Source organism: Bradyrhizobium sp. SRS-191 (genome assembly GCF_024586915.1).
Lineage (GTDB): Bacteria > Pseudomonadota > Alphaproteobacteria > Rhizobiales > Xanthobacteraceae > Bradyrhizobium.
Genome location: NZ_JANBVS010000005.1, coordinates 166,326 through 181,392, shown reverse-complemented (window position 1 = coordinate 181,392; position 15,067 = coordinate 166,326). Strand labels below are relative to the sequence as shown.

Annotated in this window: 13 protein-coding genes; 4 read left to right on the top strand and 9 right to left on the bottom strand. The window is 65.5% G+C overall.

Annotated features, from left to right (window positions below; all coding sequences use genetic code 11):
* Positions 1-144: 144 nt before the first annotated feature.
* From NLR35_RS11575 to NLR35_RS11545, 7 genes are all read right to left on the bottom strand, one after another.
* Positions 145-663 (bottom strand): hypothetical protein, encoded by a 519-nt coding sequence (locus NLR35_RS11575; protein WP_257166664.1) that lies wholly within the window; start codon positions 661-663, stop codon positions 145-147.
* Between the two features lie 265 nt (positions 664-928).
* Positions 929-1,360, bottom strand: coding sequence for a hypothetical protein (locus NLR35_RS11570; RefSeq protein ID WP_257166663.1), 432 nt, complete (start codon positions 1,358-1,360; stop codon positions 929-931).
* A gap of 226 nt (positions 1,361-1,586) precedes the next feature.
* Positions 1,587-3,746, bottom strand: a complete 2,160-nt coding sequence (locus NLR35_RS11565) for a VWA domain-containing protein (protein ID WP_257166662.1) — start codon at positions 3,744-3,746, stop codon at positions 1,587-1,589.
* Complete coding sequence (locus NLR35_RS11560) at positions 3,736-4,326, bottom strand: RNA polymerase sigma factor (RefSeq protein ID WP_257166661.1); 591 nt, start codon at positions 4,324-4,326, stop codon at positions 3,736-3,738. The genes NLR35_RS11565 and NLR35_RS11560 overlap by 11 nt, the downstream gene beginning before the upstream one ends.
* A gap of 569 nt (positions 4,327-4,895) precedes the next feature.
* Complete coding sequence (locus NLR35_RS11555; RefSeq protein WP_257166660.1) at positions 4,896-5,516, bottom strand: transglutaminase-like cysteine peptidase; 621 nt, start codon at positions 5,514-5,516, stop codon at positions 4,896-4,898.
* Between the two features lie 332 nt (positions 5,517-5,848).
* On the bottom strand, positions 5,849-6,463 hold the full coding sequence (locus tag NLR35_RS11550; protein ID WP_257166659.1) for a PilZ domain-containing protein: 615 nt from the start codon (positions 6,461-6,463) through the stop codon (positions 5,849-5,851).
* Positions 6,464-6,599: 136 nt separating this feature from the next.
* Positions 6,600-7,157: a PAS domain-containing protein gene (locus NLR35_RS11545; protein WP_257166658.1), complete on the bottom strand. Its 558-nt coding sequence runs from the start codon at positions 7,155-7,157 to the stop codon at positions 6,600-6,602.
* Positions 7,158-7,670: 513 nt separating this feature from the next.
* Here NLR35_RS11545 and NLR35_RS11540 point away from each other — a divergent pair.
* Positions 7,671-8,465, top strand: a complete 795-nt coding sequence (locus NLR35_RS11540) for a rhomboid family intramembrane serine protease (protein ID WP_257166657.1) — start codon at positions 7,671-7,673, stop codon at positions 8,463-8,465.
* 7 nt (positions 8,466-8,472) lie between these two features.
* Here the strand turns inward: NLR35_RS11540 and NLR35_RS11535 are convergent, their stop codons facing one another.
* Positions 8,473-8,724 (bottom strand): hypothetical protein, encoded by a 252-nt coding sequence (locus NLR35_RS11535; protein WP_257166656.1) that lies wholly within the window; start codon positions 8,722-8,724, stop codon positions 8,473-8,475.
* 32 nt (positions 8,725-8,756) lie between these two features.
* Between NLR35_RS11535 and NLR35_RS11530 the strand changes: the two genes are divergently transcribed.
* The gene (locus tag NLR35_RS11530; protein WP_257166655.1) at positions 8,757-9,185 is read left to right on the top strand and encodes a CBS domain-containing protein; all 429 of its coding nucleotides are present in this window, start codon (positions 8,757-8,759) and stop codon (positions 9,183-9,185) included.
* On the opposite strand, the gene NLR35_RS11525 is transcribed toward NLR35_RS11530, so the two are convergent.
* Complete coding sequence (locus tag NLR35_RS11525) at positions 9,172-10,212, bottom strand: patatin-like phospholipase family protein (RefSeq protein ID WP_257166654.1); 1,041 nt, start codon at positions 10,210-10,212, stop codon at positions 9,172-9,174. The genes NLR35_RS11530 and NLR35_RS11525 overlap by 14 nt on opposite strands.
* Before the next feature lie 252 nt (positions 10,213-10,464).
* On the opposite strand from NLR35_RS11525, the gene NLR35_RS11520 reads away from it, so the two are divergent.
* Together NLR35_RS11520 and NLR35_RS11515 are read left to right on the top strand one after the other, a co-directional pair.
* Positions 10,465-11,559 (top strand): hypothetical protein, encoded by a 1,095-nt coding sequence (locus tag NLR35_RS11520; RefSeq protein WP_257166653.1) that lies wholly within the window; start codon positions 10,465-10,467, stop codon positions 11,557-11,559.
* A gap of 934 nt (positions 11,560-12,493) precedes the next feature.
* Complete coding sequence (locus NLR35_RS11515) at positions 12,494-14,962, top strand: bifunctional diguanylate cyclase/phosphodiesterase (protein WP_257166652.1); 2,469 nt, start codon at positions 12,494-12,496, stop codon at positions 14,960-14,962.
* Positions 14,963-15,067: the final 105 nt, after the last annotated feature.

Sequence of the window (15,067 nt, the reverse complement as noted above, 5' to 3'; positions counted from 1 at the left end):
ATTGAAATTGGCCCTGCGCCATCCTGAAATTGGCTCGCCATCCGGTGATCACAAGATGGCCCGAATCCACGGCTCGCTATGTGAAGCACTTCACAAGCCACCGGGAATTTTCGGCAGGGATTGTACAGCTCCTACGACTAACGACTAACCGCGGCTGCGGCGATGCCGGTGTCCGCTGCGGTTCGCATGAGCGCGCGCACGGATGCTGCGATTGCGCGGCGGCGGCGAGGCCTGCTCGGAGGATTGCGTGCTGGCGAAGGATTGGCGCAGGCCGTCGATCGACTCCTTCATCGTCGAGACCTGCTCGGCAAGACGCTTGGTGTCGGCCTGCTGGGCCGCGAGAAGCTGGCGCATGCTCTGCAGCTGCTCCTGCATCATCTGCAGCTGGTCGATCGATTCCTGCTGGCTGGCCTCCAGCCCCTTGGTCTTCTCCACCAATTGCTCGGAGGCCTGAGCCGTCCGCGCCTGCAACTGCCGAGTCACCGCGCCGCGCTCGGGCTCGACCGGTGAACCGCCATAGGCGCGCCACAGCAGGATGCCGCCGATGCCCGCGACCAGCACGAGCAGGGTGGCCGCGGCGAGCGCGATCGGCTGCGAGCTCTTGACGGCGCTGGCGCCGGACTTCTCGAGATAACGTCTGGTGTCGCGCGTCACCGGATCCATCACGAAACCACCCTAACCAAAAAGCTTCGGAAGGCCGTTCCGAAAATTGGAGCGGCGGAAAAAGGCATGCTCGGCAGGAGCAGCCCATAAGCAGCAAAACGCATGCCGTGGGAGGCCGATCCCGACCACCGGACTTTATTAGCAAATCTGACGAAAACGAGGCCGGCAAGCCGCAAAAACGCCGCCGGCAAACTCCCGGCCGGTCGCGCCGGCCAGCCGTCGGCCGGTCCCGGGCAAGGTGCTGAACCCGAGACGGGTCAGAGGGTTACTGGGTCGTGTTGCAGTTCCGGCAGATATTGAGCTTCTGCTTGAGGCGAGCCTCGTCGGCGAGGTCGGCCGCCTGTTCCTCCTCCCAACTCATCCGGCCGCGCGTGCCCGTGCTCGACTGCGAGGACATCGCGTCGACGCGCGAGTCGCCACGGCGCTTGCCGGTCTTGCGGGGAGCGGCGCCGATGTCGGGCTCCATCACCATGTCGGTATCGGCCTCCGAGGAGGCGACGCGTCCGTCCCAGTCGGCGATGGCTGTCGCCGCCTGCGGTGCCGTCATCGCGGCGGGTGTGGCACCCGGTGTTGCGGCGGCCATCGCCGGCGTGCCGGCCGAGGCCAGCGGGCCCGAGCAACCGGTGCCGGACATGCAGCAGTTCGAAAGGGTCAGGGCCGCAGCCACGAGCGCCGCGCTTCGCAGGATCATCATCATGCCGACAACCTAAACCCGACGGTCGAGGGAAAACAAGGTTGGCCGGCGATCCGCCGCGCCCCGCCAGGAAGATATCGTCAAAGCAAGGCCTAAAAAAGGTGCGGCCAGACCTTGGGGGAGGCCTGGCCGCGCTCGACGGCGTTGGCGAGTTTCATTCGCCTGACGCTTTTCGCCTGCGCGGGTCGCAAGTTGCGCACCGATGCCGTGGTCGAGAATCGCAGATCCATCAAGGTCGCAGTGGCTGCATTGCGCTCGCGGTTTTGGCCGCGCGCACCAACTGAAGGAACTCGGCGCGATAGGCGTAAGGATCGTCTCCGCGTGCTGCGGAGGCGATACGCAGCACGTCGTCGTAGCCGAACTGGCCGGTATGCTTTCCACCACGCAGAATCTCGCCGAACGCGGCGACACTGGTTGCAAAGCGGGCATCGAGTGGCGCCTCCTCGAAGCGAGCGCTTTCGGACCCGCGATCGACGGGTGTGCTGATCACCACGCTTCGATCGGATCGCGGCAGCTTGTAACGGATCTTGACAAAGGCATATTCGGCCGGCGACGGAGCGCCGCTCGCCGCGGCCCGCGCCCCGTATCTGAGATCGTCGACCGTTCGAGGCCCGCCGACAGGCACGATGTCGTAGAGCGCCGTCACGGTTTGCCCCGAGCCGACGTCGCCAGCGTCGACCTTGTCGTTCGTGAAATCGTCACGATTGAGAAGTCGCGTCTCGTAGCCGATGAGCCGATATTCGGCGACGGCTGCGGGATTGAACTCGACCTGGATCTTCACATCCTTGCCGATCGGAAACAGCGTCGAACTTGCTTCTTCGACCAGCACCTTGCGCGCCTCGTTGATCGTATCGATGTAAGCGGCGACGCCGTTGCCATTCTGTGCCAGCGTCTGCGCCAGCGCGTCGTTGTAGTTGCCCATGCCAACGCCAAGGATGGACAGGAAAATGCCCTTCTCGCGCTGCCGTTCGACAAACCCCTTCAACTCGTCCCTGTTCGTAATCCCGACGTTAAAGTCGCCGTCGGTGGCGAGGATGACGCGGTTGACGCCGCTGGCGTCGAAGTTCTGCTCCGCAAGCGCATAGGCATGGCGGATGCCTTCGGCGCCCGCCGTGCTGCCGCCCGCCTCGAGCCGATCGATCGTTGTCAGGATTTTCGCCTTCTCGGATACGGACGTGGGTTCAAGCGCCGTGCCGGCATTTCCCGCATAGGTCACGATCGCGATGCGGTCCTCAGGTTGCAACTGGGTCACGAGCATGGCGAGCGACTGTTTCACGAGTGGCAACCGGTTTTGCGGCTGCATCGAGCCCGAGGTATCGATCAGGAAAACGAGATTCGCGCGCGGCCGGTTTGTCTGTTGCAGCGCATAACCCTTGATGCCGATGCGCATGAGTTTGCGGCCTTCCGCCCAAGGGTTCGGAAACACGGCAACATTGGCCCGGAACGGCTCGTCCGCCGATGCCGGCGCTTCATAGTCATAGGGAAAGTAGTTGATCAGCTCCTCGGTCCGAACGGACGCGGCCGGCGGCAGGACATTGCGGTTGAGCTGTGCGCGGACGAATGCGTACGACGCCGTATCGACATCGATGGAGAATGTCGAGACCGGTGCATCGCGCGCGATCTGGAAGGCGTTTTCCGGCGCATTCGCGAACTTGTCGCGGCCGGCAGGCTCGGCGGCACCAAAGACGCGCTCGCGCTGTGTGTGGTCGGGTAGGCTTTCGGCCGGCGCCATCTGCTGGGCAAAGGCTGGCGGCGACGCGCGGTTGAATCCGTCATCGGTCCTGTAGTCCCCGCGGCTCCGAGCGGAATAGGGCGACGGCGTCCCCGGCATGAAGCCCTGCACCCGGTCGGTCGCGGCAGGCGCCTGCGGAGCCACCCGGCTGAGGATCCGATCTTCCACATGCGGCGTGGCGGGAGGCGGCGCCGCGGCTGCCGAGGGCGCGGCGGCTTCCGGGTTGGGCTTTGCGGCCGGAGTGGCGGTTGGGATTTGCGTTTGCGGCTGGGCCTGGCTTTCGCTTTCCTTCTTTGCTTGCACCGTCGGCTCAGCCTGAGCGGCCTCGTTGCTCGCCACCCTCGGTTGGAGGGGCGGAGCGAATTGCGCCACCTGCGGTGACCGAATGAGATGGAGATAGGCGCCCGATCCGACAACAAGGCAGGCCAGGCTGGCAGCCAGGAGATATCGCGTTCGCTTCATGACAGGCCTCTCGCGTGACGGCCGCAGGGACGCGGCAGTTCGCTCGATGAGACGGATGTCGGTCGAGATTCCTTGGGCGGTTGCGGCGCTTTTTCGATCGAAGCGCAGCAGCGCCTGTTGCACGGCCGCGTCACGCGCGTCCGGCGGGGGCGGCGGGGAGGCGGGCAAACGCGTGATGTCGGGATCAGAACTCATCGCTGATGTCCTTCGCGAGACTCGCTCGTCGCCTCACCTCGTGCATGCGGCCGGAGATCGTCGACTCGGAGACACCGAGGGCCGTCGCCGCCTCCGCGTGGGTCATGCCTTCGCCGACCACAAGCACGACCGTCTCGCGCAGCAGCGGCGAAAGCTGCGCCAGCTCGCTCGCGAGCCAGCTGCGACGAAAGAGATCCCTGCCATCGGGCAGCGCCGCCATTCGCGCAAGCAAGGCGAGGTGGCGTTTCAGGCGCGCCAACGTCGAATGGCGCCGATGGTGATCATGACAGGCGTTGCGGACGATTCCGATCAGCCAGGTCGTGAACTTGGCGTCCCCCCTGAAGGAAGCGATCCGCTCCACGAGCGCGCAGCAGACATCCTGGCAGATGTCCTGCGCGTCCGTCCGGGAGCCGGTCATGCGCCAGGCAACGCGGTGCATGAGGTCGTAGTGACGCCGCAACAAGGCTTCGAACGCGGCCCGGTTGCCCTGCGTGGCCAGACAGACGAGGTCGTCATCCGTGGCGTCGCTGCCCGACGGCTCAGTCACCTCTGCTGTCACGCGCTGAATGACGCCCTCCATGTCCTTTCCTCAGGGCCGACGGGATTGAGCAAGACAACCGGGACGGTCACCCGGCCCCTCGTCCAGTCCCGTCCAGGACGGCGATCGCATGTGCCCTATCGCTCCCATCGTCGTTCCACCCATACACCGGACACTGGGAAAGAGATTTTCCCGGCATTCACCCCTTGAGACGAACGGAACAGCGGAATCCTTGGGCCAGGTCAGGAAGAATTTTGGACCTCGCAAGGCCAGAGCCTTACGGCGCTCCGCGGAGGTGGCAACCCCAGGCAGCGGGACTTTGCGGGCGCATGCGAGCAAAACGATCGCCTGCCGCACAGTTTCGTGGTTTTCACCCGGGCGGGCAGCCGAGTTGGCCGGGCCATGCGGGATGCGCCAAACGTCGCGAGCTTCGGGGTGGTTTCCGGTTGTCGCTGGAGCCCGTTGGAATCGCGCTTTTTTCGGGCCGTCTCCAAAAAGGTGCGGCCAGCTCTTGGGGGAGAGCTGGCCGCGCGCGAACCGGTCTGGGACGGGGAGGGGTGGGGATGTGACCGGGTCGCGTAACTCGAATTCCTGTTTCGCCTCTCTCAGCGCTATCTGGCGCTGGCGGTGGCCACTGCCGGGCGACCGTCGCCGAGCGAGACCCAGACGTTCGGGTCGCTCTGCGACTGCCGCTTGACGAAGCGGTAGCCGGTCTCGGTCCAGGCGACGACGTTCTCGTTCTGATTGTCGAGCACGTATTCGCCCTTGTCGGTCTTCACGGTGAGGACGGCGTGTCCTTCACCCTTCTTGTCGCGCACCACCGTGATCAGCAACGCCTCGCGGGGCCAGCCGGCATCGATCAGCAGTTTGCGCTTCAGCAGCACATAATCCTCGCAGTCGCCGTAGCCGTCTGTCGGCAGCGACCATTTCTCGACCACGCCCCAATGGTCCATGTCGGTGATGGGCTTGACGTTCTCGTTGACCCAGCGATTGACCTTTAGCAGATCGCGCCAGGCGGTCTGGGACAGCACGATGTCGCGGGGCTGCGACGCGCCGCCGCGGCATTCCTCGGGAGTCTCGGTGCAGAACTCGATCCAACCGATCGGCGCCCGCGTCGTGTCGCCCAGGCTCGCATAGAGCACCCGGTCATCACCGGCATGCGCCATCGTCCCCATCGCCATCAGGAAGGCTGCGACCGCCAATCCCTTTGCCTGTCCCGTCCGCTTGACCATTTTGGCCCCCGTTTTCGTTGGGACCATGTGTCTCACAAAGATTTTTCGCTGCCGCTAAATCGCCACGATGGATTTGACGAAAACCCAATTCAAACAAGGCGCTAATTTGAATCCTTGTTGAATCGAATTCGCTTAAAATTTGAATCGATCGGGGTTGATTCAAATGCGCCGCATTAAGGCGGGAACCGCTGTCGTTGCAGGCTCGGCAGCGCTTTTCAGGCGGTACATTAACTGCGCCGGATGCAGCGTGCGGTCGCCGAACGCAACACGGCGCCCGCGATGGCGGACGCCGTGTGCTCCGTGAAGTTGCGGGATTTGAGGGACCTGCGGCTTTACCGCGCGGTAACGCTCTCTTCGAGCGTTTCGGCGAGCTGCGGATGCACGAACTCGATGGCGAAGCCGCCTTCGAGATTTCGCACCACGCGCGCCTGCACCCGGCCGAGCATGACCTGCGATTTCATCGCCGGCTTGGTCTCGGCTGCGATGGCCGCGCCCGACAGCGACATGTCGATGATGCGGCAGGTCATCTTGGTGCCGTCCTCGAGCGTCAGCACCGCGATCGGGTTGCGCGGGATGATACGGTCGTGGCGGCGATCCTCCGGCAGATTGAGGATGTCGCGGTTGGCGAGCCAGGTCAGCTGTGCGGCGAGCTTGTCGCGCTTGCGGGCGGTGGCGCCGATCGTCATCGCGAAGCCGTTGTCGATGATGCGGGTGATCTTGCCCTCGACGCGGCCGATATGGTCGAGATAGGCGATCACGCGGTCGCCGACATTGCCGATGCCGGGCGCCAGCAGCGCCAGGCCGCCGGGCGACATGTTGATCACCTGACAGGGAAACTCACGGCGATCCGGCAGCATGTAGCGGCCGAGCAGGTGGACCTTGACCCGCTGGAAACGGCGGCGCTCCTCGGCGGCCGGAAGAGATTGTTTGATGTTCGGCAACGCCATGTTTCGCCACTCAAAGCCGGCTCTTTACAGGACCGGACGATCCAGCAACGAAACTAAATGCTGCACGGTTAATTCAGCGTTATCGCAGCGCCGCGCGCGTTCATGTTGTTCGCGCGTCGCGGGAGGCGACGGGCGATCAGCGCAAGCCCTCATACACCATCAGGCCGCGGGCGAGTGCCAGCTTGCGCAGCGCGCGCGGCACGATCGGCTGGACGGGCGGATGGATGTAGCGCCACGACACCATCTCCAATGGCCCGAGCGCGCCCTGCGGCGTCTCGAACGGGGCGAGCAGGCCGGTGAGGCTGATCGGCTCATGCGCGCGCATGGCGAACGGCAAAAGCAACAGCTCGAAATGCGCGGTTGTGCGATCGGGCGCCACAGCCGTCACGCCGGCGATGGCGGGAAGCGTCTCCTCGCAGACCACCGACGCGATCTCTTCGATCTCGTAGCGGCTGGCGGACGAGAACTGCGCGGCGAAGCTCTTGTCCTTCACGTCGCCGCCGAGCAGGGCGCAAAGCCGCGTGCCGGCCATCCGGAACGGAAAGCCGCTGTCGGGATCGCAGGACAGCACGAAGATGTCGCCGAGCAGCTCGCGCACGGCCGACGGCTCGAAGTCGCCGCGCTCCGGCGCCTTCGCATGGCCGCGTCTGTCGTTCCAATAGGCGAAGAGCTCGCGATTGGACGGATGTTTCATCGGATAGACCCCTCGCGCCCTCGACGTTGTCAGGACATCGCTGTCCCGCTTTCGTCCAGGCGCCTCCCTGGTTGTTTGTGCAGGAGGGGCTGTGCAGCGTCCATGCCGATGGTGCGATCGTGCCGGTCTTACCCCGAGCTTCCGCGCGTTAAGGTTAAATTAACGATGTGCTTGGCGGCGGCCACGGGATCGTTAAAAAAGCGTTCATGCCATCGCGGCCGGACGAGGTCCGCCGCGACCGGTAGAGGTACACGAAGGCGGCGTCAAACAAGTCCGGTCGTCGCGACGGGGAGGGGTGGGGAAAAATAACCCCGGGCTCTCCGGACGCGCAAACAAACCGGCGGATCTCACGAGGGAGAGCTTTCTCAGGGCTCTCCCTCTTTTCTTTTCCGGATCGCCGTCGTTTTCGGGGCCATCAGGCCGCACATCAACTCTGCATGTGTGCGCTTGCACAGATCCGCCAAAGCCGCCTATCTGACAGATCTGTTCCTCTCGTCGAAGGCGTGCGGCCCGTTGGATTCTCCGTCAGACGTCACCCAAGATCCGCCGCGGCAGGCTGCGCGCGAGCCGGTCCTGAACCTGCCGGGCGCACTGACGGCCTATATCGCTCTGATCGCCGTGATCCATCTGCGCGTGCTGCTGCCCGAGGAATGGGACGGCTGGATCATGGACCTGTTCGCCTTTGTCCCGAAACGATACGACCAGACGCTGCTCGACGGCGCGTTTCCGGGCGGCACGCCGGCCAAGATCTGGACCTTCGTCAGCTACTCGCTGCTGCATGCCAATCTGACGCATATCGGCTTCAACGTGCTGTGGCTGCTGCCGTTCGGCAGCGCGCTGGCGCGCCGCTTCGGCGCCATGAGGTTCTATCTGTTCATGGCGGTGACGGCGGCGGCGGGCGCGCTTGCCCATCTCGTCACCCATGAGCATGCGCTGGCGCCGATGATCGGCGCCTCGGCCTCGGTGTCCGGCGCGATGGCGGCGGCGATGCGCTTTGCCTTCGTGCGCGGCGGGTTCCTATCGTTCGGTCGCGGCGATGCCGATGCGGCGGCGAAGGTGCCGGCGCTGTCGCTGTCGCGTGCGCTGCGCAATCCGCGGGTGCTCGGTTTTCTTGGCGTGTGGTTCGGCGTCAATATCCTGTTCGGCGCCTTTGGCCTCACGCCGGGTGCTGACGGCGCCGATGTCGCCTGGCAGGCGCATATCGGCGGCTTCCTCGCCGGACTGGTGCTGTTTGCGCTGTTCGATCCGATCCCGCATGTGCGTGAAGATGCTGCACCTGCGTTGCCGTCGGAGCCGGTCGACAGTTAGTTGCCGCTCAACTGCGCTTGCGGGCGCGGGTGATTTCATTCATCATTTGCACCCTATGCAACCGGAACACGATTCCGGGCAAATAAGGCAGGCCGTTTTTGAAGGCCATCCGCCGGCCTGCCGAGCGCACTGCAACCAGAACGCGACTGGTGCATTTGCCAACTGTCGAGCGGCCAATTGTTGATTGGCACGCGTGACGATCGAACTCGCTTGAACTGAAGACTTCTGCAGGCATCGGCCGCAACGACGCCTCGCTCAAGAAGGCGCATCGGCCTCTCAAGGAGACGAGCAATGACAGTACGTGCGATCCTCGACATCAAGGGCCATCAGGTCGAGAGCGTCGACCCTCAGACCTCACTTGCCGACGCCGCCAGGCTGCTCGCCGACCGCAAGATCGGCGCGGTGCTGGTGATGTCGGGCTCGCGGATGGAGGGCATTCTCTCCGAGCGCGACATCGTGCGCGCGCTGGGCGAGCGCGGCGCATCCGTCCTCACCGAGCCGGTCTCGGACGTGATGACGCGCCGGGTCGTCAGCTGCAAGCCGGCCGACACGGTGGCCTCGCTCATGGAGACGATGACCAACGGCAAGTTCCGCCATCTGCCGGTGATCGAAGGCGGCCTCGTGGTCGGACTGATCTCGATCGGCGACGTCGTAAAGTGGCGCGTCCAGGAATACGAGACCGAGCAGGAAGCGCTGCGCCAGTACATCAAGACGGCGTAGGCGCTCCGCCGGTCGGCGCCGGTGCTCCGGCCGGTTGGGTGACCGGCCCGCCGATCGCCTCATGGATCGAATCCAGCGCGCGTTCGGCCGCCTTGGTGCCGAACGCGATGAGATCGGCCGCGCGATGAAAGTCGAACCAGCCGATCTGGCCGACGCGCGGCGAGATCAGGAGGTCCGGCGGATCGCCGGCGAGCCGCGCGCGCGTGATGCGGTCCTGCATGATGTTGAAGGCGTCGACCATCACCGACGAGATTCCCGGCCGGCCGCCTTCGCCGAAGAACTGCCGTTTCACCGCACGCTCCGGCGAGAACAACCTGCGGAAGCGCCGCTTCGGCGGCGTGCTTTCCATCACCGTCTCCGGCACCTCGACCGGCTGGCCGTGCGAATAGATCGTCGTCGAATGCGTGAACACGTCGCTCGACAGATTGGCGGCGATCACGATCTCGGCGCCGAGCGCGCGCGCCGCTGACACCGGCACCGGATTGACCATCGCGCCGTCCACCAGCCAGCGGTCGCCGATCAGGACCGGCGCGAAGATTCCGGGCAGGGCGTAGGAGGCGCGCATCGCGTCGACCAAGCTGCCATGCGTGAGCCAGATCTCGTGCCCGGTACGAATCTCCGTCGCCACGGTCGCGACCTTCATCGGCAGTTCCTCGATTCCGACGCGGCCGAGCGAGGCTTCGAGCTGGGCTGCGAGCTTCTCGCCGCCGATCAGGCCGGATCCGTTGAGGCGGATATCGAGATAGCCGAGCACGTTGCGCATCTGCAGGCTGCGCGCCCATTCTTCCAGCGCATCGAGCTGGCCGGCCGCATAGGCGCCGCCGACGACCGCGCCGATCGAGGTTCCGACGACCACATCGGGCACGATGCCATGCGCCATGAGGGTGCGGATCACCCCGATATGAGCAAAGCCGCGCGCCGCGCCGCCCCCGAGCGCTAACCCGATCACCGGCTTGCGGATCGTCCCGAGTCCGACATTCGTGCCGTCTGTTCCGCCATGGCGGCGTCCCATCAACATATCCAGCACCATCATCTCCACGCATACGCCATTCTGCGACGCCGCCGCCACGCCGTGCCGCACCGTCACCGTTCCGGCGCGAACCTATCAGAAGCATTCTTTATGCCGGTTGACGGCTCCATGAGATGCCGCTGATGTGATGGTCCTGCGATGTCCGTCGTCACGATCGTAGCGCGGCCAAGCCGCACGCCACGCCCCACGATTCCCGGATCGGTTCAGTACAGGCTTGAATTTGCCCCGTTTTCGGTCAAAACGAGGGGGATGACGAGTGGTCGCGGTTTCATCCGAGTCCGGTGCGGCGTGCGGCGATGGCCCGCGCGGGTGCTGTCGTGTCTTGTGGCCGGGTCGCTTGTAGCCGCCTGGGGCCTCACCGCCGCGCAGGCGCAGCTGTTCAGCGACCGGCCGCCGCCGGTTCCGCCGGCTTCGGTGCCGGATCCCGGCGCTGCCGTCAGTCTCGCACCGCCCTCCGGGCCCGGAGCGGGTCCCGTGGTTCCGCCGCCGCCCGCGCCGCAGGCCATCCCGGGCCCGCCGGTGGCCGCGATCCCGCCGGGCGCGCCCGCCGCCATTCCGCCGGTGGCTGCTCCCCCCGCTGCACCGAACCAGGGTGTGCTGTCGCTGTCGGCGCGTTACGGCAAGGATCTGCCGAACATCAATGGCGGCCTGGTCTGGCGCGTCTTCGCCGACCGGCCCGACGAGACCGGCGCCTTCAAGATGCTGCGCGAGGATCGCGGCCCGACGCCGAACATCGTGCTGCCGCCCGGCAACTACGTCGTCCATGTCGCGCTCGGCCTCGTCAGCGCCGTCCGGACGGTGAGCCTGAAGACCGACACCGATCGCGAATCCTTTCTCCTGCCGGCCGGTGGCCTGCGGCTGGAGGGCCGGGTCGGCAGCAGCAAGATTCCGCAGAACCAGATCTCGTTCGCGATCTACAAGGGCAGCCAGTTCGACGGCCGCGAGCGCGCGCCGCTGGTGCCGAACGTCGCCGCGGGCGACATGCTGATGCTGCCCGAAGGCACCTATTACATCGTCTCCAACTATGGCGACGCCAACTCGGTGGTGCGCTCCGACATTCGCGTCCAGGCCAGCAAGCTCACCGACGTTACGGTCACGCACCGCGCCGCGGTCATCACCTTGAAGCTGGTCTCCGACAAGGGCGGCGAGGCGCTCGCCAACACCGCCTGGTCGGTCATCAACCCCGGCGGCGACGTGATCAAGGAATCTGTCGGCGCCTTCCCCAAGGTCGTGCTGTCCGAAGGCGACTACCGCGCCATCGCCAAATACGAAGGCAAGGTGTTCGAGCGCTCCTTCAACGTCGTCAACGGCGTCGACGGCGAGGTCGAGGTGCTGGCGCGATAAGGACGTTGCGCGACACCGCGAAGCATATCATTGCGACCGCGTCGCGTGGATGAACGCAGAGAGTATCCCCACCCAAGGTGTCGTCCCTGCGAACGCAGGGACCCATACCGCGGACGCTATCGAGGGACGTTGCTGCCAGTTGCCCGCCTCATTGCGGCCTGTGGTTATGGGTCCCGGCTCAAGGCCGGGACGACAGCGGTGAATGTCGAAGCGCTTATGCGCGACATGATGCGCCAAAAGGCGTTGCCTTTGCCCGTCGGGTTACTTTGTCGCACTTATTAGTTCTTGCCTCGTCGGGCAAATCAGATCGATGCTCTCGCGCATCCCGTCCCGGGATGAGGGGCGTATCGCGGTCGTCACGGCACGCGGGGCGGGGAGCGGTGGGCGTGGTGGATTGCAGCGCGGGTTGCTCGCGCCGACGAACAATCCGCTGCGCACGGTCAAGTCGCGCGGTCCTGATATCCCGAAGCTGATATCACCCGTGCAACGCGCGTGAGCGCGTTGCACGGCATGGTGGCCAGAAAGCCCGGCGCACCAGGGAGAACGCGAAGCAGCCGTTAAGCCATCGCGCAGGGGGGGCCGGATTTCCGGCTGAACCTGTGGTACCTGCCGCCTGCATTTTTTCCGCAGGCGGGCCACGGGCCTCGGTCGAGGTCCGGTCCTCCCTGCGCCCTCACATCGATCGAGGGTCTTGCCGATGCATCGCTCGGGCGGTTCTCCGCCGCGAGATCGCCTTGTCACGGTCTCGCGCTCCCGCGTGACGTCGCGCTGTCATAGTCGCTAACGCGCACTAACCATGGAACCACTTAAAACTGTCATATTCGCGCGCGGCCTGCAGAACGCACCTCGCCTTTACAACTCATTAGACGCAAGCGACGCATGGGTACGCGGAAACCGCCGGCGGGCGGAGCGTGATGACTGCGTGGGGAATACGATGAGTGCCGCCAAGACGACGTCCGAAAAGGTCAGCAGCGATCTCTTCGACGACATCCCGGTGCTCAGGCGGAAATGGCAGGCGGCGCTGAAGCCCGGCCAGACGCTGCCGCGCTACGAGGACGTCATGCTCGGCAGCCTCGGTCGCCTCGCCGATCATGTCGCCGTGCTCAGGCACGAGCAGGGCGTTCTGGAGATCTCGCGCAGCGGCCGCTACGTGCAGCAATGGCTTCAGGATGAGCGCTGGGACATCGCCGTGGCCGACGTCTCGCCGGATTGCGCCACCGTATTGACGGAGGCGGCGAATTCGGCGCTGACGAGCCTGCAACCGCATCTGGCGACGGCGCATTGCGTGCGCGACGGCATGGTCCGCACCTACGACGTGCTGGCGCTGCCGACCGGTTCGCGCTGGGGCAGCACGCTGGTCGGCGCCTACATCAACGAGCGCGCCGCGCAGTACAATCTGCTCGATGCGATCTTCTCCACGACGGACGACGGAGTCATCTCGCTCGCGACCATCCGCAACAGCGCCGGTAGCCCGTGCGATTTCCAGGTCGTCCATCACAATCGCGCGGCGGCCGACCTGCTCAGGCTGGCGCCGCTCACCTTGCAATGGCACCGGCTGAAGCAGGGCGGCAACATGCTGGGCGCGCCGGAGGTGATGGCGCGGCTGGTCGAGGTCGTGACGCGGGGCGGCAGCGATCAGTTCGAGCTGGATTGCGACGATCGCAGCCTCAGGCTCGGCGCCCATGCCTTCGGCGACATCGTCTCGCTGACGATTGCCGACGTGACCGCGCTGAAGCGGCGCGAGGCCTCGTTCCGGCTGTTGTTCGAGGCCAATCCGATGCCGATGTGCATCCTCGACCGCACGACCGCGCAGATCCTCAACGTCAATGACGCGATGGCCCGTCATTACGGCTACGGCCGTGCCGACCTGCTGCGCATGACGGTGTGGGATCTGTGGCTCCCGGGCGAATGGGCGAGCCTCGATGAGGCGCTGTTGCGGTTGGCCGAGGGCGAGCCGTTCCATCGCGATTGGCGGCACCGCAGGGCAGACGGCAGCGAGATCGAGGTGCTGACCTATGGCCGCGAGATCAGCTTCGACGGCCGCGACGGCGTGCTGGTGGCGATCGTCGACATCACCGAGCGCCGCCGCGCCGAGGCGCGGATCGCCTATATGGCGCATCATGACGGCCTGACGGGCCTGCCGAACCGCGAGTTCTTCCAGCAGCAGCTGACGCAGAAGCTCGAGGACAAAGCATCGTCGGACAAGCGCGTCGCGGTGATGTGCATCGACCTCGATCTGTTCAAGACCATCAACGATTCCTTCGGCCACCCGATGGGCGACCGGCTGCTGCAGGCCGTCGCGGAGCGGCTGAGGCAGCAGATCAATGGCAGTCATCTGCCGGCGCGGCTGGGCGGCGACGAGTTCGCCATGATCCTCGGCGGCACCGGCCCGGAAGATGCGAGCGAGTGCGCGGCCCGTCTGATCACCGCGCTCAGCGCGCCCTACGACATCGACGGCAATGAGCTCGTGATCGGCGCCTCGATCGGCATCGCGCTGTCGCCGCGCGACGGTGTCAGTTGCGAGGAGCTGATGAAGAACGCCGACATGGCGCTGTACCGCGCCAAGCAGGACGGCGGCCGCGTGCATCGCTTCTTCGAGAAGGAGATGGACCTGCAGGCGCAGAAGCGGCGCGACATGGAGCACGACCTGCGCCGCGCCTTTGCGCAGGCCGAGTTCGAGCTGCACTACCAGCCGCTGGTCGATGTCGCGACCAACGCCATCTCGGCGTTCGAGTGCCTGCTGCGCTGGCGTCACCCAGACAAGGGGATGATCTCGCCGGCCGAGTTCATTCCGGTCGCCGAAGACATCGGCCTGATCGTGCCGCTCGGCGAATGGGTGCTGCGCGAGGCCTGCCGCGAGGCGGCGACCTGGCCCGACGGCATCAAGGTCGCGGTGAACCTGTCTGCGGTGCAGTTTCGTAGCCGCAATCTGGTGCAGGTCGTGATCCAGGCCATGGCGCAATCAGGGCTGGCGCCGGACCGCGTCGAACTGGAGATCACCGAGTCGATCCTGCTCGCCGAGACCGAGGCCAATCTGGCGACGCTGCATCAGCTGCGTCAGCTCGGCATCCGCATCTCGATGGATGATTTCGGCACCGGCTATTCCAGTCTCAGCTATCTCCGCAGCTTCCCGTTCGACAAGATCAAGATCGACCGCTCCTTCGTGAAGGACCTCGCGCAGCGCTCGGACTGTCTCGCCATCGTCCGCGCCATCGCCGGCCTCGGCAAGAGCCTCAACATCACCACCACGGCTGAGGGCGTCGAGACAGCGGAGCAGCTCGACTGGCTGCGCGCGGAGGGCTGCAACCAGGTGCAGGGCTATCTGTTCAGCGCGGCGCGTCCGGCCTCGGAGATCGCGGGCCTCTTGGCGCAGTTCGGCGCGAAAGCGTCGAAGGCGGCGTGATGGGATGACGGCCGCCACACCCACAAATGTCGTCCCGGACAAGCGCGACGCAGGCACGCGCCGATCCGGGACCCATAGCCACCGAGCAGTGCGGTCACGAGCGGT